The following is a 20094-nucleotide window of genomic DNA, read 5'->3' on the forward strand; positions in this document are numbered from 1 at the left end:
GGTTCAAGCCATACCCTCCGAGAAACCACAGGAATTTAAGCAGATTGACCAACCATGGTGTCCAGGGTGCTGGTAGCTACCGAATGGTAGTTGGGCCGGGCCCGGGTATAAATTTGTTGGGCCCGAGCTTTGCCGTTGGGTTGGGTTAGCAACGCCTTGTAAATCGGCACCAGAAATTTACGGCGCCCAACGGTAGTTAGAAAATGCTCCACGGCCTGGTCGGCGGGCTGATAGTCGGCCCGCAAGGCGAGGGGAAACCACGCCGACAAAATTTCAGCGTTGCCCGAATTGGTAAACCCAAAAGCGGCGTCTAGTTCGGCCAGCTGAGTTCCCGCTAACGTTTTGGGTAAGCCCTGCAGAAAGTGCACCCACTCGTGGCTGCTCCAGGTAGTAGTGGGCAGAGCAGTAGCGGAGGTGCCGGCCTGCCAGCTCTGGAGGGCTGCTTCCACTGCCTCGAACCGCTCCGACGACACTGGTGGAGCTACTGCCGGAACGCCTGGGCCGTTAACCCAGGCCTCGAGGCTCAGCTGCTCTTCCAGCCCCGGCTCGTCATCCAGCAGTTGCCGGCGCAGGTAGGCCACAAAAGAATCCGTGTCCATCGACTGAAAGCTGAAGCGGGCAAAGTATTCCTTAATAAAGGTGTCCAGCTTTGCTCGGCCGACCAGATGCTCCAGGGTAAGTAGAAGGTAGTCGCCCTTTTCGTAGGCAATTTCGGTAAGCCCTTCGTCGGGGTCGCGGCCCGCCAGATTGAGGTGAAGATGGGTGTCGGCGCTGGTCGAGCCAAGTTCTTCTACCGTGTGCAGCAAATCGGTGTGGCCCAATACCTGGAGCATATCGGCGTAGGGGCGACCGTAGAGGCGCTCCATAATGCGGCGCTCGAAGTACACCGTGAAGCCTTCGTTCAGCCAGAAGTCATTCCATGTGGCATTGGTTACCAGGTTGCCCGACCAGGAGTGCGCCAACTCGTGGGCTACCAAGCTAGTCAGGCTCCGGTCACCAGCTAGAATTGTGGGTGTTACAAATGTTAAACGAGGGTTTTCCATGCCGCCAAAGGGAAAGCTCGGCGGCAGCACCAGCAAATCGTACCGGTCCCAGCGGTAAGGACCATACAAGTCCTCGGCGGCACCTACCATTTTTTCCAGGTCCACAAACTCGTGGGTAGCGCTGGGCAGGGTAGTGGGCTCGGCGTAAATACCCGTGCGCGTGCTCAAGGGAGTAAACTCAACATTACCCACCGCCAGTGCCATCAGATACGATGGAATAGGCTGCTCCATCCGAAACGTGTACTCGCCGGTAGGGCTGAGCTGCTGCGGGTTCTCGGCACTCATCAAGGCCAGCAGGTGAGCGGGTACGCGCACGCGGGCCTCGTACGTAAAGCGGATGCCAGGGGAGTCTTGGCACGGAATCCAGGTGCGGGCCAGGATAGCCTGCGACTGGGTGAAGAGGAAAGGCTGTTCGCGGCCGGCGGTCTGCTCCGGCTGGAGCCATTGCAGGGCCGCTGCCTCAGGGGAGGTTTGGTACTGAATAACGACAACGGTCGTATCGGGCCGGACGGTAATGCACAAACTGGAGCCCAGGATGGGGTCGTTGGCGCCCAGTGCAAATTTGGTTTGCTCGCCGGTCGGGCCGTCGAGCCGTACCGACTCGATGTGCAAGGTGCGCGCATCCAGCCAGAGTTCGGTTGCGCCGGTATGGTTGGTCAGCTGCCAGGTAGCCTGCCCGCGCAGCGTGCGGGTCGCAAAGTCAACTTCTAAAGCTAAGGCAAGGTGACGAACTTGTATTTCAGATGGGCGAGCGTAGCTGTGCGGGTCGGGGGTGAACATGGGGCAGGGCAAGGAAAAGAGACGATGGTTGTGCTTACGGAAAAGCAGGACGAAGCGGTAAATATAGGGGAACGACAAAGGGAATTTGCCGCTAGTCATTGGGCCGCGAAAGGCTCAAAACTGTTAACTTGCACCGTGGTGTAGTTCTGCTTGCTCGACAACCCCAGGGGCCAGAAAGCAGTAGAACGCGCAGAGCGCTGCGTCGGCAGGCTGGTTTCCGTTCGGGTTGCCAGTTCCGGTAGTAGTCTTTTCTGCTTCTCTCATCACACCTATGTACATGAACCAAGTTAATCGTCCGGCTTTCCTCACCGTCCTCTTGTTCTGGCTGATCAGCCTGACCATGATGGGCTCGGCGTGCAGCCAGGATCAGAAGGAAAAAATCCAGGATGCGCTGCCCGGCGGCCTGACCAAGGCCGGCGGGGCGCAGCCCAAGCTCGACAGTACCTACGTTATTCGGTACATGAACGCCGAGCCAGCCTTTAAAGACCAACTGGACTGGGGCAAGAAATTCTACCGCGAGCGGGACTACCGCCTGGGCTGGTTTCGCAACCATGAGTTGGTCCCCCAGGCTAAAACGCTGCTGAACGTAATCAATAAGGCCGCTGACGAAGGGCTTGACCCCCGGGATTATAAAGTAAAGGACTTTGACAAGCTCTTTGCCGAGTTTGAAAAATCGCAGTCGGACTCGACCAAGCGCAATGCTCTGGAAAAGGAGATAGACGTTGCTCTATCAGGCACTTACTTTAATTGGGCTTCCGATTTCTACCGCGGAACAGTGAATCCGCGCGAAGTAAAAAGCATTGATTGGCAAGTCAAGCGCAACAAGATCAAGTTGCATAAGGCGCTGATGACCATTCTCAAGGAGCGGGAAAGCACGTATCCGTACTACGAATTCGAGCCCCTGCACCCCGAGTATGACCGGCTGAAAAAGGCACTGGCGGACTATCGTGCGCTGCAGCGCAATGGGGGCTGGCCTTCCTTGCCCGCTACAACCAAGCTCAAGCCCGGTGACACGTCACCAGTTGTAGCCGTGCTGCGCAAGCGTCTGCTAGGCACGGGTGCTGCCACCGAACCTGCCGCCTCGCCAACCACCACTACGCCGGTGCAAGCTACTGCTAACACGACTCCCGCCGCGGCGCCGGCTGAGAGATATGAGGGAGAGTTGGTGCAGGCAGTGAAACAGTTTCAGGGGTTGAACGGCCTCAAAGCCGACGGCATTGTGAGCGGTGAGACGCTCAAGGCCCTGAACGTTCCGCTTTCCGCCCGTATCGACCAGATCATTCTGAATATGGAGCGGTGGCGCTGGATTCCAAAAAAGTTTGAGCCCAGCTATTTGCTGGTGAATATTCCTGATTACAAGCTTCACGTAATCGAAAATAATCGTGAAGTTTTTGACATGCGAGTTATCGTGGGCAAGACCCTGAACGCTACCCCGGTCTTTAGCGACAAGATGGAGTACGTGGTTTTGTCGCCCTACTGGAACGTGCCCTGGAGCATTATTGAGAAAGAGCTTAAGCCCAAGCTGATCAATAATCCGTCGTATCTGGACCGCTTGGATATGGAAGTGGTAAAGGGATATGGTAAGAAAGCCGTGGCCGTAAACCCCGGTTCTATCGACTGGTCAAGCATCACCCAGGAGACTTTTAAGTACACCGTGCGTCGTCGTCCGGGGCCCAAAAATGACTTGGGGGAGGTGAAGTTTATCTTCCCGAACTCCAACGATATCTACCTGCACGATACTCCCCACGACGAACTCTTTAGCCAAACCAAGCGTGGCTTCAGCCATGGTTGTGTGCGGGTGGCTGAGCCGCTTAAATTGGCTGAATACCTGTTGCGCGACAAACCCGGTTGGGACATGCAGACTATTCAGGATACGATTGCTAATCGTAAGGAGAAGTACGTAGCCCTGAAAGAGAAGCTGCCGGTCTACCTAGTATACTTCACTGCCTGGGTTGATGAGGCTGGTAACGTGAACTTCCGGGATGATATCTATGCTCATGACAAGGCACTAGCCCGCGAGTATTTCGATTAGCTCTAAACTACTCCGGCCACTAGGCCGCGATTTTCCTTCTATCTAAAAAAGGGGCTACTGACACGAATGTCAGTAGCCCCTTTTTTATGGTCCAGCTTCACCTCTCCACTAGGCCTTCTCATGCTTGTAAATAGAAAATCGTAGGCCAATGGTGGCGAGAGTAAAGGAGCGGTAGTATTTACAATTGTATTACATATGTAAACATAGGGCAGGGGTATTTAATAATTTGTAACAAAAGTAACTAATATAGTTTAATTCATGCTTAGTTGTAAACAGGAGCTGTCTTTACGGGCTGCTGAGATTAATCAGTACATTTGTAAATCATCCGATAACTACGATGGTTGAGCGTATAAGAGCCCTTTTGCAAGCCCGTAATCTGACTCCTACCCAATTTGCTGATAGCATTGGAGTCGCCCGGCCTATTATCAGCCATATTCTTAGCGGCCGGAACAAACCTAGCCTGGAAGTGGTGCAGAAGATTATCGGGGCTTTCCCAGACTTATCGCTGCCCTGGCTGCTCAATGGGCAGGGGCCCATGCTACCGCCAAACAAGCCTGCTGAGGCTACTTTGGAAGAACTGGCATCTCTGGCCTCGAATAAGACCAGGAGCGTGGCAGAGCCCCCCGCCAAACGTATTCGAGCTGCCGCGCCCGTACCAGCTGTCGCAGACCCCGCGCCGGTGGTGGCTCAAGCTGCGAATACAGGTAATTTGGGGCCAAACGACGCTTCCACACCATCATTACCAACACAAACTGCTGAGTCAACACCTTTGCCGTTAGCTACGCCGACAGTAGCAACTCCATCTAGTAACTCCGTAGCTGCGTTTGCAGAGCCCGGTAAAAAGATAAGGCGTATTGTCATTTTCTACCACGACGGTACCTTCAGCGACTTTACTCCCGAATAACCTTAGATGGGGCAGTTCTGCTACTTAAATACAATTTGGCAGTGTCTGTGAAAGCAACGTTTGTGAGCGTTAGTTTTTACAGCGAATAACCACTATTTCTGTCCCTTTGCGGGTAAGGTGAAACCAGTGGGAGTGCTAATTGCTATTGTGTTAATTTAGCTAGTAATGAATAATTGAGTTGTGAATTATTTTATTAATAGTCAGATAGTTAAGTGATTTTGTATAAAGTATGTATTCTAGAATATTGTCTTAGTAAGCTGCTCCGGTAGGTATAGGTTTAGTTTAGTTTTTGGCAAGGCATATAAAGCGGTGGCCTTAGGCGAATAGGAAAGCTGACGTTGCTAAGGACATTATCAGATAGATGCAATGAAAAAAGACAAACAGCAATAAGCTAGGGTCAGCTAATACAGTTAGCGAGGACAGAAAGAGGGTTCGTTAGTAGTTATTAAGAGATACAAAGGCAAGAACTCCGGTGAGATACTGGAGGAAGTAGTTCGTATTAATCTTTTTTAGTTGTCAAATGTAACATCACTCAAGCTCCAACGCTTCGTCTCAGCTAGTACTTGCCGCCCGATACATTTGTATGAGAATGGTTGATGCAAGCCAGCGTAGTAATACCTGCCAGAGATACCCACGAATACTTGGCTGTTTTCAAGTCGGTGCTTACCTTTGGGGCATGAAAAAGTCCCGTCTGCTCTTCTTGTTTGCTGCCTGCACTTCGTTGTTCCTCTCATCCTGCGAGCAAGCTCCTGACCCCGAGAAGGATCCAAGCGCCGATGCAGCCTATAAGCGTAACCACCGCGCTGAGTTGTACCGTGAAGCTCAGCGTAGCAACGTTACCGAGTAACTAAGCACCGGCTTAGGCCGCTGACCCGCAACTCTATATAAAAGCCCCGCCGACTTGCGTCGGGCGGGGCTTTGGTATTTTCGGCTGGTTAAGCTCGCTAACGTGTTGTTGCTCCTGTCTTCCCGGTTTAAATCGTTACAGTAGCTAAAACGGGTTTTACGGGGGCAACCAATTCGCTGGGAAGGTGGATGGTACCCAGCCACTGATCCTCTAACAACTGAGCCCAGGTCTGCAGATAAAACACTACGTCATCCCGGTAATTGTGCCGCAGGGAGTTGCGTCGTTCAAATGGCATAGCTGCCCGAATGGTTGGGTCTGAAAGCCGCTCTAAGTGAGCCAAGTCGGAGCGGGAGAAGCCCAAGGCCAGCATTTCATCAATCGTTTGGTCGATGGGCAAGCCACTGGTGGGGCAATAGTCGAGTAGCTGCCGCTCCCAGTCGCCGTAGCGTTGCATGGCCCGGCTATGAATTTCTGCTTTCGTCAGATGCGTAATGGTTTGGGCCAGGTGGCCGCAATTGCAGCTACCCATGTGCCCCCACTGGTAGGGTGCTTGGGTAGCCAGGCGCTGAGCCGTGTCGCGCAGGGCCTGAATAACGGGAAGAGTGCTTTGGGCCATAGGTAAGACAAGCTAAAAGATTACAGAAAGCTAAAATAATAAGCCGTAAACAAGTTTTTTTGTTTCAAGTATTCAGCGTTTTAACCCGGCCTCTGATCTGGTTTGCCCGAGGTAATGAGGAGAGAAAGACCTCTCAAAGCCGCTGCCAAACGCCACAAAAAAACGCCCGGACCTGTGCCCGGGCGTTTTTTTGTAATTAGGAGCGTCTACCGCTGGCCGCCTCCGCCATTGCCTCCGCGGGAGCGGCGGCGCTGGCCGCCGGTACCTCCTGCACTGGGGCGGCCGCCAGCCGGACGGTTGGCGTTGGCAGAGGTAGAGCGTCCGCCGCCGCTACCAGCTGCTGCCGGCCGGGCCTCCGGGCGCCCCGGGGAGCTGCCAGCAGTTCGCGAAGAGCCTTGGCCGGCGCCACCCGTTCGGGGCGGCCGAGCCTCGCCACCCCGACCGGGGCGTGGGCCACGCCCAGCCGGGCCTTTGGGCCGCTGAATAGCTGGACCGCCGGTGAGGGGCACCGGAACCACAAACACGCTGAAGTAAGGATGGTCGGAAACCACCGGAATCTGGCGGCGAATCAACTTCTGAATATCCTGCAGGTAGGCCCGCTCTTCCTCATCGCAGAAGGATAAGGCTACCCCATCGGCCCCGGCCCGGCCGGTGCGACCAATGCGGTGCACGTAGGTTTCGGGCTCGTTCGGAATTTCGTAGTTGATAACGTGAGTCAGCTCATCCACATCGATGCCGCGGGCGGCAATGTCGGTGGCCACCAGCACCCGGGTGCTGCCGGCTTTGAAGTTAGACAAGGCCCGCTGCCGGTGGTTCTGCGACTTGTTGCCGTGAATGGCCTCGGCCGGGATATTGGCCTTGGCTAAGGTCTTGACCACTTTATCGGCGCCGTGCTTGGTGCGGGTAAACACGAGCACGCGCTTGATGCTCTTATCCTTGAGGATAAACTCCAGCAGCTCGGGCTTGTCGTTCTTCTGCACCATATACACCGATTGCGTGATGGTATCGGCAGTGCTCGAAACGGGCGTAACGGCCACTTTCACCGGGTTTGGCTTCAGAATGGAGCCGGCCAGTTCCTGAATGGCACCGGGCATGGTCGCCGAGAAAAACAGGGTCTGCCGCGAAGTTGGCAGCTTGGGCAGGATGCGCTTGATGTCGTTGATAAAGCCCATGTCGAGCATCCGGTCGGCCTCGTCGAGCACAAATACTTCGATGTGCCGCAGGTCCACAAAGCCCTGATTCATCAAATCGAGCAGGCGGCCGGGCGTGGCAATTAGCACTTCCACACCGCGCTTCAAGGCATTGGTTTGTGGTAGCTGACCCACGCCGCCGAAGATAACGGTGTGGCGCAGGGGCAAGTGACGGCCGTAAGCAGCAAAGCTTTCCCCAATCTGGATGGCCAGCTCGCGGGTGGGCGTGAGCACCATGCAGCGGATGCGGGAGTGCGACTGGTTTTGCAGCTTGGCCGTTTGGGTCAGAATCTGCAGAATCGGGACGGTGAAGGCGGCCGTCTTGCCGGTGCCGGTCTGGGCTACGCCGAGCAGGTCGCGCCCGTCGAGTACGTGCGGAATGGCTTGCTGCTGAATGGGCGTGGGGGTGGTGTAGCCTTCCTCGTGCAGGGCACGCAGAATAGGCGGAATTAGATTGAGTTCGTCGAACGTCATCAGAAAGGAAATGGAAAGGAAAAAAGGCCGCGGCACAATTTGAAACGGCCGGTGCAGCCCTTTTCTAGAAGCAGGCTGCTGGGTAAGCGTGTTAACTTGGCGGAAAAAACAAAAGAAAGCCTGGCCAGTGTTAAGCCGGCTGGTGCCAAAGGCGTATAAGCCAGGCAAGAAGTCAGCGGTTGTACGCGCTGAAGAATGAAAAAGACACTAACCTTACCTATTTATGAACATCACCGACCGCCACATTCTCTACGACGGCCACTACAAACTTAGTCAATTGCTGGTGCAGCACGCGGGCGAGCAGCTCAAGCGGGAGCGGTTTGAGCCCGGCTCGGCCGTCGCCGCCCTGGTGTTTGATACCCTCAAGCAACGCTATGTGTTTGTGCGACAGTTCCGAGTCGGCGCCGAGTCCGAGCTGCTGGAGGTGCCGGCCGGCGTACTCGATAAAGAAGGAGAAAGTCCGGAGGAAGCCGTGCGCCGCGAGATTCAGGAGGAGCTGGGCTATGAGGTCGACCAGCTGACCTACATCACCAATTTCTATTCCTCGCCGGGCGGCAGTGCCGAGGTGCTCTGGCTCTACTACGCCGAAGTAAGCCGGCAGAACGGTCCCGGGGGCGGGGTAGCCGATGAACACGAGAATATCGATGTCGTGTATCTGACCTACGATGAGGTGGTTGCCGAGCCCTGGCAGGATGCCAAAACCCTGATTGCTGCGCAGTGGATACAGTTACGGTAAACGTCTGAGCTTTACCATTTGTACAACTCGAATAAAACAAGGCCTGGTAAGGAGAAAACCCTCGCCAGGCCTTGTTGCTTATGATCTAGGCGTCAGTTGTTTACTGCACGTTGATTACGTATTCAAAGTCCTGCTTCAGCTTGGCATCAGTAATGGTGAGCGTCAGCGGCTGGGGCGTTTCCATTTTTACAAATGGTATGATTCGCTCGCTCTTATACTGGTCCTGATTCCAGAAGCGGCCGGTGCCGGCCGTGAGGGTTTGGGCGAATACTTCCTTGCCGTCTTTGGTAGTGGCTTTCAGCGATAGAGCCGACGGGTCCGCATTCTGGGCGCCACGGCGGTACATTGTCACCTGCAGCTCGCCACCGGGGGGCAGGTTTTTGAAGCGGCGCTGGTAGGTGCTGTCGGCCCAGCGGTTCATTTCCCGCATGGCATCCAGGGCCGTGAGCAGCTCCGCGTAGGGGCGATACGCCACCCGCGTCATGGAGGCATCCTTTTGGGAATCCTCGTCGGTATTTTTGGTCACATTCAGGACCAGGGCGCATTCTTCATCCTTTTTGGGGCGCATATAGCGTTTGCGCTCCGGCGTAACCATTTGGGCGGAAGCGGCAAAGGAAGAAAGAAGGGTAAGGAGCAGGAAAAGCTTTTTCATCAAGCAACAAAAGGTAAATCGTGTGGCCGGCAGGCTACCGTCGGGCAAAGGTACGCAAGTGCGAGACACCAGCCGCCGCCGCTTCGTTCAAACCCGGTAACAGAACGACGCAGCCCGGGAATCGGGAGCCCAATCAAAACGTGACGTAGCCATAACGCTGGCGTAATGCCCTGGTCATAGCCCACGGCGACCTTTGTCGTGAGTTAATCGTCCTGTCGTTATGCACGCTCCTGTCGTTATTCCGGTTGGGTACCGCTTGGTGCGGTGGTTGGCCTACGCGCTGTTGCAACTGGCTTTAGGGCTGGCCTTACTGCTGCATTCCGCCGCGGGGCTGTCGTCGGCTTTCCGCCGCATCCAGCAACCCAAGCCGCTGCACGTTTCCACTCTGCGCCGACCTACGCGGCCCGGCCATGCGTGAGTTGCCCCGGCGTCGTAAAGTGGAGGTGGTTGTGCTGTCCGACATTCACCTGGGAACGTATGGCTGCCATGCGACCGAATTGCTGCGCTACCTTAAAAGCATAAAGCCTAAAACGCTTGTGCTCAACGGGGACATTGTTGACATCTGGCAGTTCAGCAAAAACTACTGGCCCGCCGCCCACATGCGCGTCGTGCGCCACCTGGCCGGCCTGGCCGCCAAAGGCACCCGTATTCACTACCTGACCGGCAACCACGACGAGCTGTTGCGCAAGTTTGCCGGTACCCATTTGGGAAATCTGCGCATCGACAATAAGCTCGTGCTGGAGCTGCCCGAAGGCAAGGCCTGGTTTTTTCACGGCGACGTATTCGACGTAACCATGCAGCACTCGCGCTGGCTGGCTCGGCTCGGGGCCCACGGCTACGATTTGCTGATAGTGCTGAACCGGGTGGTGAATTTTCTGCTGCACAAGCTCGGGCGGCCCCGCGTGGCCTTGTCCAAGGCCGTGAAAGACCGGGTCAAGGGCGCTGTGAACCTGATCAGCAATTTCGAGCAGACCGCCGCTGGCCTGGCCGTGGAAGGCGGTTACCGCTACGTGGCCTGCGGCCATATTCACCAGCCCGAAATAAAAGTACTGACCACGCCCCGCGGGACGGTGACCTACCTGAACTCCGGCGACTGGGTCGAAAACCTAACGGCTCTGGAGTATTCGGCGGCTACGGGCTGGCTGCTCTACCGCTATGCCGACGATGCTGCCCTGCAACAGGCCGCTAGCCCCGCCGACCTGCATGATCAGGCCGCCGACGCCCCCGTTGCGGAGCTGCTGAGCGACTTGCTGGTAGAATTTCACCTGAACCAACGGAAACCGGAATAGCTGTTCGGTCATAGCCGCGCTCTTTTTACAACCTTCATGCCTCGTATTCTATACGCCATTCAAGGCACTGGCAATGGGCATCTTAGCCGCGCCCTCGACATCGTGCCACTCTTGCAGCAGCGGGCTAGCCGCGTAGACGTGCTGCTCAGTGGCCCGCCGGCCGATATCGAATTGCCGTTTCCGGTGCGCTACCGCTGCCACGGGATGGGGTTTATCTTCGGTAAAAAAGGCGGAATCCATTTCGTGAAGACCTTTTGGCAGCTGAACTCGGCCGCCTTTATGCGCGAAATCCGGCAGCTGCCCGTAGAGGGCTACGATTTGGTTATCAGCGACTTTGAGCCCGTTTCGGCCTGGGCGTGCCACCTGCGCAAAGTCCCCTGCGTAGCGCTCAGTCACCAAAGCGCCGTGCTCAGTGAGTATGCCCCGCGCCCCGAAAAAGAGGACCTGATCGGCCGGGCCGTCCTACGGCACTATGCTCCGGCCACGGCCCACTACGGCTTTCATTTCGACCAGTACGAGCCCGGCATCCACACGCCCGTCATCCGGCGGCAGGTGCGGGAGCTGGCCCCCCGCAACGAGGGGCACTACACCGTGTATCTGCCGGCTTTTGATGAAGAAACGTTAGTCAAGCGGCTGCGCTACCTGAGCGGAAGCACCCGGTGGGAGGTGTTTTCCAAGCACAGCACCCAGGAGTCGGAGCACGGCAACGTGCGGGTACGGCCCGTGAGCGGCGCCGCGTTCACCGACAGCTTGTCCCGCTGCGCCGGGGTGCTGTGCGGCGCCGGCTTTGAAACGCCCGCCGAGGCGCTGTACCTGGGTAAAAAGCTGCTGGTCATACCCATGAAAAACCAGTATGAGCAGAGTTGTAATGCCGCGGCCCTGGCCCGCTTGGGGGTGCCGGTGGCAAAGAATTTGAAGGACAAGCAGTTGCCGCTGTTAGATGAGTGGCTCCGAACCGGCCGGGCAGTGCCGGTGCAGTATCCGGATCAAACGGCCGCCGTCCTCGACAAGCTGCTGCTGGAGCAACTCCCAGTGCTGGCGCGCTAAGCAACTGCGCAGTCCGTCGGGAGTTGAGTTCAATGCGTTCTATCTACATGACTGATTCTTTTCCGGGGCTACCTGCCGCCTTCTTTCCGGCTACTGCCCCCGCTGCTTTCTCCCGGGCCGATTTTGGGCCGGACTTTCACTGGGGTGTTTCGGCGGCGGCCTACCAGACGGAAGGAGCCTGGAACCTCGACGGCAAGGGGGCTAGCATCTGGGACGAGTTTGTGCGGCGCCCCGGCAAAATTCGCCGCCGTGAAACCGCCGACCTGGCCTGCGACTTCTACCACCGTTGGCCCCAGGATCTGGACTTGCTGCGGCAGTTAGGAATTCCGGATTTCCGCTTCTCCGTGGCTTGGTCGCGGGTAGTGCCGGCCGGCACCGGCCCCGTAAACCCCGCTGGCCTCGATTTCTACGACCGGCTCGTGGACGGCTGCTTGGAGCGGGGCATCACGCCCTGGCTCACGCTCTACCACTGGGACTTGCCGGCCGCCCTGCAGCGCCGCGGGGGCTGGGCCAATCGGGACGTGGTGGGCTGGTTTTGCGACTACACCCAGCAAGTGGCCGCCCGGCTCGGCGACCGGGTCCGGCACTGGATGGTGCTCAATGAGCCTATGGTGTTCGTGGGGGCGGGTCAGCTGCTGGGCTTGCACGCACCGGGGCGGCGCAGCCTGGGCGGCTTTCTGGCTTCGGTACACCATGCCGCCCTGGCCCAGGCCGAAGGAGGCAGGGCTCTGCGCGCCACGCTGCCCGCCACCGCCCACATTGGCACTACCTTCTCCTGCTCGTATCTGACCCCTTGGCGACCGGCGCTGCCCCGGGATGTGCGGGCCACGCGCCGGGCCGATGCCTTGCTGAACCGGCTGTTTGTTGAACCCGCCCTGGGGCTGGGTTACCCAACGGCTGATCTGCCCGTGCTCAACTGGCTGGAGCGCTACATGCGTCCCGGCGACGAAACCCGGCTGCCGTTTGCCTTCGATTTCCTGGGCGTGCAGAATTATACCCGGGAAGTAGTGCGCTACTCTCCCTACGTTCCCTTGGCCTGGGCCACGTTGGTAGGAGCCAAGCAGCGGGGGGTGCCCCACACCCAAATGGGGTGGGAGGTGTATCCCGAAAGTCTGTACCATATGCTTAAGCAGTTTGCTGCCTATCCGCGGGCACCCCGGCTGATCGTTACCGAAAATGGAGCTGCTTTCCCCGATTCTGAAATCTTACCGGGGCAAATTGCTGATCCGCAGCGGCAGGCGTTCTTGCAGGCCTGTATGGGGCAAATATTGCGGGCCAAACGGGAAGGACTGGCCGTTGATGGCTACTTCGCTTGGTCTTTCACCGATAATTTCGAGTGGGCCGAAGGCTACGAACCTCGCTTCGGGCTGGTTGGAATCGACTTTAAGACCCAAGTGCGGACGGTGAAAGACTCGGGCCGCTGGTACCGGCAATTTCTGCGGGGCGATGGCCCAGAGCCGGTTGCTCAAGCCTCCCGGGGGAGCGAAAAAACGGGTAATAAATTATGTCCATTTGGGTAACCATATGGGTAAAGGTTATTCATGATTCAGTAACTAACTCATAACCATGTCGTAACAAGCGGCCGGTAGCTTTGGCCTATCCATCTACCAAGCACCAGTTTGATGCAGCAGAAATTTTACGCCCTGGGGGCCATAGCCCTGGCCTTCTTGAGTTTGTCGCCTACCCGGGCCCAGGGCCAGACCTTGCGGCAGGGCTTTGAAGGCAGCAGCGCCGACACCTGGACGTTCAGCGCCTCGCCGGCTACTTACAATTTTCCCAGTCTGACTGATATCTGGGCCGCCGCGCCCAGCATTGGCACCACCAGTGGCACAGCTAGTGTGCAGGCTACCCCGGCGGCGGGGGCGGCCCTGTGGGGCATGCAGGACTTGCAGAACCCGGCTACCAATGATGAAGCTACCTGGCATTTCCTGGATTTTGCGCCAGTCCCCCTGCAGAGCGGGGCCGCGGCAGCCACCGCCGTCAGTTTTAAGTATTTCACCAATGGCTTCGACAACCCGGATTCCCTGGCCTACGTGGTACAATACACCAACGGCACCGCTTGGCCGGCTCCTAAAACCTACGTGCCCTTGAGCAAAGACACCCGGGCCTTCCAAACCGTTACCGTTCCGATTCCGGCTGGCAGCACCCATGTGCGCCTGCGCCTGGCCGCCAAGCAAAACGGCAACGACGACTGGGCCGCCTGGGATGAAGTAGAATTAAGCCGGTCCACGGTGCCCGTAGTGCCTACCATTGGCTTTACTGGCAGCTCAGTGGTGGTAGGCGAAAGTGCGGGTAGCGTTACTATTCCGGTCAGCATTCAAAACCCGGGCGCGGCGGCCAGCACGGTGGAAGTAGCATTGGGTAGCCTGGCTACGGCCGGCACCGGCACCGACTTCACCTGGACCGGCACCCGCACTCTTGCCTTCGCGGCCGGGGCTACGGCGACTCAGAACCTGGTTATTCCCATTACTACTGATGCGCTAGCGGAAGGGGCAGAGTATTTCACCATACGCCTGCAGAGCCCCACCAATGCCAATCTAGCGGCCGGTGTCACCGACTATCTGGTCTACATCAAGGACAACGCTGCTGCCCCCGGGCAGTCCCGCGGCCTTACCCTGACGCACCTGGGTAGCTACCAAAATGGGGCGGCGGGCACTAATTCTGCCGAAATTGTAGCTCACGACCCTACTACGCAGCGCCTGTACGTGGCCAACTCGGTGGGGGGCAAGCTCGATATTCTGAGTCTGGCCGGCAATGGCTCCCTGACGCCCCAGGCCTCGGTGAGCATGCAACCCTATGGCAACATCAACTCAGTCGCGGTGCGCAACGGGGTGGTGGCCTGCGCGGTGGAGAATGCCAACCCCCAGCAAAATGGCAGCGTAGTGCTGTTCGACCAGAACGGGGTGTTGCTTAGCCAGGTAACGGTGGGGCCCATGCCCGATATGATTACCTTTTCCCCCGATGGTCGTTTTCTGCTTACGGCCAACGAAGGGGAGCCTAAAACCGACTACAGCGTCGATCCGGAGGGTTCCGTGTCCGTAATCGACGTAACTGGGGGCGCGGCCAGCCTCACCCAGGCCAGCGTCACGACGGTAGGCTTCACCGGCTACAACGGGCAGGCAACCCAACTGCGGGCGGCCGGCATCCGCATCTACGGCGGTACGGCCGGGGCGCCCAGCTCCGTGGCCCAGGATCTGGAGCCCGAGTACGTAGCCGTTTCGGCCGATTCGCGCACGGCCTATATCACGCTGCAGGAAAACAACGCTCTGGCTACGCTCGACCTCGTCACCAAGCAGTTCACCGGCCTGCGTTCCGTCGGCTTTCAGGACCATAGCCAGCCCGGGGTGGGCCTGGATGCGTCCGACCAGACGCCCGACGTGCTGGTGGCCAACTGGCCCATTCGCGGCCTGCGCCTGCCCGACGCTCTGGCCGCTTTCGAGGTGGGAGGGCAGCAGTACCTGCTGACGGCCAACGAAGGCGACGCCCGCGAATACTCGGCCCTGACCGAAGCCGTGCGCCTGGGCGACGCGGCTTATCCGCTCGATGCCACCACTTTCCCGCAGGCGGCTCTGCTCAAGAATACCCAGGTGCTAGGCCGGCTCAACGTTACCAACAAACTCGGCGACACGGACGGCGACGGCGACTTCGACCAGATCTATGCCTTCGGGGGTCGCTCATTTAGTATTATACAGGCTACTACCGGTGCTGTGGTGCATGACAGCGGGGATTTGCTGGAGCGCCTGACCAGCACCGATCCGGCTTTCGGGACTATTTTCAATGCCAGCAACACCACCGGCAACCCCGTCCGGAAAAACCGCTCCGACGACAAAGGCCCCGAACCGGAGGGCGTGGCCACGGCCGTGCTGCGCGATACGGTCTACGCCTTTGTGTCACTGGAGCGCATCGGGGGCGTGGCCGTCTTCAACGTGAATGACCCGGCTCAGCCGCGCCTGGTGCAGTATATCAATAACCGCAGTACCAGCAGCGGCACCGGCGACCAGGGCCCCGAAGGTATTGTGCTCGTGTCGGCCGCCAACAGCCCCACGCGCCAGCCCCTGGTGATTCTGGCCAACGAAGTAAGCAGTACTGTAGCCGTGTATGGCATCGGGTTGCGCGGCGCCGTTACGGCGGCCACCGCACCGGGCCAAGCACCATCGGTTCCGCTGTATGCCTATCCCAATCCGGCGGCCGGGGGCCGAGTCCAGCTGAGTCGCCCCGTGTCGGGCACCCTGCGCGACGTGCTGGGCCGGCCGGTGCGCGAACTGCGCCACACGGCCCAGGTCGACGCGGCGGGGTTGGCTCCGGGCCTGTACGTGGTGCGCGCTGAAGACGGGGCTACCACGAAGCTGATAATTCGTTAGGCAGGCTTTTTTTACGAAAAAGGCCGGGCTCCATAAGGTCCGGCCTTTTTCGTAATGCCTGGCAGAAGCAGAACGGCGGTAAAAGCAAAAGGCCCTTCAGAACAATCTGAAGGGCCTTTGCGGTCCGGACGGGACTCGAACCCGCGACCTCCGCCGTGACAGGGCGGCATTCTAACCAACTGAACTACCGAACCGTTTTCTTCTCTGGACAACCGTTGTTCTCCGTTGAAGTGATGCAAAAGTAGAAGCTCGTTTTAGATTACACAAGCCAGAGCCGCTGTTTTAACCGAAAAAAATGCTGCTGAACACCGTTCTCACTGGTTTTAAGCGACATTAATTTTGAGGGTATTCAGAACGGCAGCGTTCCAGCAGTACGATTGGCCCGTCGTGGTAGGTGGTGCGGGCAAATTCCCGGAAGCCAAACTTCGCAGCCAAGCGTAGCGAGGCCACATTGTCGGGGTCGATGATGCAGGTGATGCGCTCGGCGGTAAGGTGCGTTTCTGCCCAGCCCAGGGCTGCTTGCAGGGCTTGGCTGGCGTAGCCCCGGCCGTGCACCTGGGGCGTCAGTACCCAGCCGGCTTCCGGCTCACCACTGATAGAGGGAGTCAGGTCGCGCTGAAAGTCGAAGAAGCCTACGCCACCGATGTACTGGCCGGTCGCTTTTTCTTCAATGGCCCAGGACCCGTAGCCCAGCATGGCCCAGTGGCCAAGCTGGCCCAGCAGGCGGCGCCAAACGTCTTCCTGGGAGTGGGGGGTATTACCCAGAAAGCGGTAAAAGTCCGGGTCGTTGTACATCGCAGCCGCGGCCGGCAGGTCGCTGGGGCGAGGACCCCGCAGCAGTAGGTCGGGTGTTTCGAGCAGCGGTACTACCGGGACTGGGGCGGCCAGCAGGCTTAGGGGAGGCTTCATGGCGGCAAAGTAGCGAAATACGATGACCGTTCGCATCGCCCGAAAACGAAAAAGGCCCTTAGCGTAGTGCTAAGAGCCTTTTGCGGTCCGGACGGGACTCGAACCCGCGACCTCCGCCGTGACAGGGCGGCATTCTAACCAACTGAACTACCGAACCATTTCTTCGGGAAAGCCAGCTGCTTTCCGTTGAAGTGGTGCAAAAGTAGAAGCTCGTTTTAGATTACGCAACCCTGGGGTCATTTTTTCTGAAAATAAAATACCGCTGCCGAGCTTTCTGGCTGTTGTTCAGCGACATTATTTTTTCAAAAAATGATTCTCAGTGCCTGGCGGCACGTATGGAGGCGTTTCGCTTACCTTTGCTTTTCTCTGGAGCTGCCTCCGCAGCCCGGATACTGTTCCATTTCTGCCACCCTGACGCATTCACCCCCGGCAATGCTCCTCGATTTCGAACAACCAATTGCTGCCCTCGAAGGCAAACTCCGCGAAATGCAACAACTGGCCCTGGATAGCCAGGTAGATGTATCGGAGGCCGTTACCGCCCTCGAGGCGAAAATCAAGGCTCTTAAAAAGGAAACCTATACCAACCTCACGCGCTGGCAGCGCGTGCAGCTCTCGCGCCACCCCGACCGCCCCTACACCTTTGATTATATCGAAGGCATGACTTCCAAGTTTGTAGAGCTGCACGGCGACCGAACCGTGGGCGACGACAAAGCCATGGTCGGTGGGTTTGCCGATCTGAACGGCCGCTCGGTGATGTTCATCGGGCAGCAGAAAGGCCGCAACACCAAGGAGCGGCAATACCGCAACTTCGGTATGGCCAACCCCGAAGGCTACCGCAAGGCCCTGCGCCTGATGAAGCTGGCCGAGAAATTCAACAAGCCCATCGTTACGCTCATCGATACGATGGGCGCCTTTCCGGGCCAGGAAGCCGAGGAGCGGGGGCAGGGCGAAGCCATTGCCCGTAACCTGAAGGAAATGTTTATGCTCAAGGTGCCCGTTATCTGCGTGGTAATTGGGGAAGGCGCCTCCGGCGGGGCGCTGGGCATCGGTATCGGCGACCGGGTGCTGATGCTGGAAAACACCTGGTACTCGGTTATTTCGCCCGAGTCGTGCTCCAGCATTCTGTGGCGCTCCTGGGACTACAAGGAGCAGGCCGCCGAAGCTCTCAAGCTCACGGCCACCGACATGCTCAACGCCAAGCTGGTGGATGGCATCGTGAAGGAGCCCCTGGGCGGCGCCCACACGGCCCCGGCCAAAATGATTGACACCCTCAAGAAAACCCTGATTAAGACCCTGGACGAGCTGGAAGCCCTGCCCGCCGAGGAGCGCATCAGCCAGCGGATCGACAAGTTTTCCGCTATGGGAGTTGTCCTGGAATAACTGCCGACGGTAAAAAACGTACTGCGAGCAACCCCAACGTCATGCTGAGTTCTGCGGAGCTGGGCATGACGTTTTTTTATTCCTTACTACCTTTCCCCACCCTTCACCCACCCACTTTCCCTTCCTCATATGACGGTGCATACCCTCGATACCGGCCTGTTCAAATTGGATGGCGGCGCCATGTTTGGCGTAGTTCCCAAGTCCATGTGGCAGAAGCTCAACCCGCCCGATGCCAACAATATGTGTACCTGGGCCATGCGCTGCCTGCTCATTGAGGACGGCAACCGGCTACTGCTGGTCGATAACGGCATCGGCGACAAGCAGGACGAGAAGTTTCGGGGGCATTTCTACCTGCACGGCGCCGATACGCTGGAAAAGTCGCTGCGGCAGCTCGGCTTTACATCAGCCGATATCACCGACGTATTCCTAACGCATTTGCACTTCGACCACTGCGGGGGCTCGGTGGTGCGCACGGCGGCGGGCAAGCTGGATTTGGCTTTCCCTAACGCGACCTACTGGAGCAACGAAGCGCACTGGGACTGGGCCGTGCAGCCCAACCCCCGGGAAAAAGCCAGCTTTCTGAAGGAGAATATTCTGCCCATTCAGGAAAGTGGCCACCTGCGGTTTGTCGACCCTGGCGTGGGGGTGCCGGCCGAACTGCCGCAGTTCCGGGAAATCGTCTTTGCCGACGGCCATACCGAGAAGATGATGGTGCCCGTACTCGACTACAAAGGCCGTACGCTGGCCTACATGGCTGATTTGCTGCCCTCCGTGGGCCACATTCCGCTCCCGTACGTGATGAGCTACGACATGCGTCCTTTGGTCACGATGAGTGAAAAAGAGGCCGTACTACGGCGGGCTGCCGACGAGAACTGGGTGCTGCTGCTGGAACACGACCCGGCCGTGCCCTGCTGCACGGTGCAGCACACCGAAAAAGGCGTGCGCGTGGCCGAAACCTTCCGCCTCGAAGACCTTTAACCACTCGGCTACATGCGCAAGCTCGGATTAGCGTTGTCGGGTGGGGCGGCGCGTGGTATTGCCCACTTAGGGGTGCTGCAGGCCTTGGATGAGCTGGGCTTGCCCATTGGCCACATCGCCGGGGTCAGCTCCGGGGCCATAGCGGGAGCCTTCTACGCGGCCGGCTTTCCGCCCCGGCAGATATTCCAGTTGCTGACCGATACCCGCTTTGTGCGGCTGCTGCGCCCGTCGTTCCGGCTGGGGCTGGTGCGGCTCGATCTGGTAGAAAAGCTGTATCAGCATTACCTGGGCGCCGCGCCCACTTTTGCTGACCTCAAAGTTCCGCTTACCCTGGTGGCCACTGACTTAGCGGCGGGCCAAACGGTGTATTTTCAGCAGGGGCCTTTGCTGAAGCCTTTGGTAGGGGCCGCCGCCGTGCCTATTATCTGCCGGCCCGTGGAGTGGCAGGGGCAGTTTCTGGTGGATGGGGGCGTGATGAACAACCTGCCCGTGGAGCCCTTGCTGCGGCAAACCGACCTGGCCGTGGTGGGCGTGCACTGCAACCCCATGAGCCCGGAGGCGCGCCTGACGACGCTGCGGGAAGTCGGAGAAAGGACGGCGTATTTGGCTATTTCCATGAACGTGCAGCCCCGCCTGGCCCAGTGCGAATTTGTGCTGCAGCCCCCGGCGCTGGCCGGCTTTCGGGTGACGGATTTACGCAGGGCCAGTGAAATATTCGACATTGGCTATGCCTATACCATGGAGCAGGCCAGCCAGCTGCGCCAGCTCTTAGCCACGGATTCAACTCCCTTGCAGAATTGAAATTTCTTTAGTTTTGACCCCAGGTTACTACCATTTCGGTGGCAACCACTACTCT

Annotated in this window: 17 protein-coding genes and 2 tRNA genes; 12 read left to right on the forward strand and 7 right to left on the reverse strand. The window is 58.2% G+C overall.

Translation table 11 applies throughout. The features are described from left to right. Nucleotides 1-35 precede the first annotated feature (35 nt). Entirely contained in the window at nt 36-1823 is a 1788-nt protein-coding gene (locus E5K02_RS02655; protein ID WP_135391804.1) for a M1 family metallopeptidase, read from the reverse strand. Nucleotides 1824-2100: 277 nt separating this feature from the next. Between E5K02_RS02655 and E5K02_RS02660 the strand changes: the two genes are divergently transcribed. The 3 genes from E5K02_RS02660 (at nt 2101) to E5K02_RS25435 (ending at nt 5606) form a co-directional block, all read left to right on the forward strand. After that, complete coding sequence (locus tag E5K02_RS02660) at nt 2101-3855, forward strand: L,D-transpeptidase family protein (RefSeq protein ID WP_135391806.1); 1755 nt, start codon at nt 2101-2103, stop codon at nt 3853-3855. 337 nt (nt 3856-4192) lie between these two features. Then, nucleotides 4193-4759: a helix-turn-helix domain-containing protein gene (locus tag E5K02_RS26210; RefSeq protein ID WP_135391808.1), complete on the forward strand. Its 567-nt coding sequence runs from the start codon at nt 4193-4195 to the stop codon at nt 4757-4759. A 676-nt stretch (nt 4760-5435) separates the two neighbouring features. Then, nucleotides 5436-5606, forward strand: coding sequence for a hypothetical protein (locus tag E5K02_RS25435; protein WP_167856263.1), 171 nt, complete (start codon nt 5436-5438; stop codon nt 5604-5606). A gap of 127 nt (nt 5607-5733) precedes the next feature. On the opposite strand, the gene E5K02_RS02670 is transcribed toward E5K02_RS25435, so the two are convergent. Both E5K02_RS02670 and E5K02_RS02675 read right to left on the reverse strand, forming a co-directional pair. Beyond that, a complete protein-coding gene (locus tag E5K02_RS02670) occupies nt 5734-6222 on the reverse strand; it encodes a hypothetical protein (RefSeq protein ID WP_135391810.1) in 489 nt (162 codons plus the stop codon). A gap of 206 nt (nt 6223-6428) precedes the next feature. Next, entirely contained in the window at nt 6429-7886 is a 1458-nt protein-coding gene (locus E5K02_RS02675) for a DEAD/DEAH box helicase (RefSeq protein WP_135391812.1), read from the reverse strand. Nucleotides 7887-8109: 223 nt separating this feature from the next. Between E5K02_RS02675 and E5K02_RS02680 the strand changes: the two genes are divergently transcribed. Then, entirely contained in the window at nt 8110-8622 is a 513-nt protein-coding gene (locus E5K02_RS02680) for an NUDIX domain-containing protein (RefSeq protein ID WP_135391814.1), read from the forward strand. Between the two features lie 100 nt (nt 8623-8722). Here the strand turns inward: E5K02_RS02680 and E5K02_RS02685 are convergent, their stop codons facing one another. Then, nucleotides 8723-9274, reverse strand: a complete 552-nt coding sequence (locus tag E5K02_RS02685; RefSeq protein WP_135391816.1) for a hypothetical protein — start codon at nt 9272-9274, stop codon at nt 8723-8725. 220 nt (nt 9275-9494) lie between these two features. On the opposite strand from E5K02_RS02685, the gene E5K02_RS02690 reads away from it, so the two are divergent. From E5K02_RS02690 to E5K02_RS02710, 5 genes are all read left to right on the forward strand, one after another. Then, nucleotides 9495-9692, forward strand: coding sequence for a hypothetical protein (locus tag E5K02_RS02690; protein WP_135391818.1), 198 nt, complete (start codon nt 9495-9497; stop codon nt 9690-9692). Further along, nucleotides 9685-10563: a UDP-2,3-diacylglucosamine diphosphatase gene (locus E5K02_RS02695; protein WP_135391820.1), complete on the forward strand. Its 879-nt coding sequence runs from the start codon at nt 9685-9687 to the stop codon at nt 10561-10563. Before E5K02_RS02690 ends, E5K02_RS02695 begins: the two co-directional genes overlap by 8 nt. Nucleotides 10564-10599: 36 nt before the next feature. Beyond that, a complete protein-coding gene (locus tag E5K02_RS02700) occupies nt 10600-11610 on the forward strand; it encodes a glycosyltransferase family protein (protein WP_135391822.1) in 1011 nt (336 codons plus the stop codon). 47 nt (nt 11611-11657) lie between these two features. After that, nucleotides 11658-13130 carry a GH1 family beta-glucosidase gene (locus E5K02_RS02705; protein WP_135391824.1) on the forward strand — a complete coding sequence of 491 codons (1473 nt, stop codon included), beginning with the start codon at nt 11658-11660 and terminating at the stop codon, nt 13128-13130. Between the two features lie 102 nt (nt 13131-13232). Next, complete coding sequence (locus tag E5K02_RS02710; protein WP_135391826.1) at nt 13233-15971, forward strand: choice-of-anchor I family protein; 2739 nt, start codon at nt 13233-13235, stop codon at nt 15969-15971. A 120-nt stretch (nt 15972-16091) separates the two neighbouring features. Here the strand turns inward: E5K02_RS02710 and E5K02_RS02715 are convergent. From E5K02_RS02715 to E5K02_RS02725, 3 genes are all read right to left on the reverse strand, one after another. Next, nucleotides 16092-16165 (reverse strand) — tRNA-Asp (locus tag E5K02_RS02715). Between the two features lie 139 nt (nt 16166-16304). Continuing rightward, nucleotides 16305-16880 (reverse strand): GNAT family N-acetyltransferase, encoded by a 576-nt coding sequence (locus tag E5K02_RS02720; protein ID WP_135391828.1) that lies wholly within the window; start codon nt 16878-16880, stop codon nt 16305-16307. 83 nt (nt 16881-16963) lie between these two features. Continuing rightward, nucleotides 16964-17037: transfer RNA gene (locus tag E5K02_RS02725), tRNA-Asp, on the reverse strand. Nucleotides 17038-17312: 275 nt separating this feature from the next. On the opposite strand from E5K02_RS02725, the gene E5K02_RS02730 reads away from it, so the two are divergent. From E5K02_RS02730 to E5K02_RS02740, 3 genes are all read left to right on the forward strand, one after another. Beyond that, entirely contained in the window at nt 17313-18260 is a 948-nt protein-coding gene (locus E5K02_RS02730) for an acetyl-CoA carboxylase carboxyltransferase subunit alpha (protein ID WP_135391830.1), read from the forward strand. A gap of 129 nt (nt 18261-18389) precedes the next feature. Then, the gene (locus E5K02_RS02735) at nt 18390-19238 is read left to right on the forward strand and encodes an MBL fold metallo-hydrolase (protein ID WP_135391832.1); all 849 of its coding nucleotides are present in this window, start codon (nt 18390-18392) and stop codon (nt 19236-19238) included. 12 nt (nt 19239-19250) lie between these two features. After that, the gene (locus E5K02_RS02740; RefSeq protein ID WP_135391834.1) at nt 19251-20039 is read left to right on the forward strand and encodes a patatin-like phospholipase family protein; all 789 of its coding nucleotides are present in this window, start codon (nt 19251-19253) and stop codon (nt 20037-20039) included. Nucleotides 20040-20094: the final 55 nt, after the last annotated feature.

Origin of the sequence: Hymenobacter metallicola (assembly GCF_004745645.1) — a bacterium.
GTDB classification, from domain to species: domain Bacteria; phylum Bacteroidota; class Bacteroidia; order Cytophagales; family Hymenobacteraceae; genus Hymenobacter; species Hymenobacter metallicola.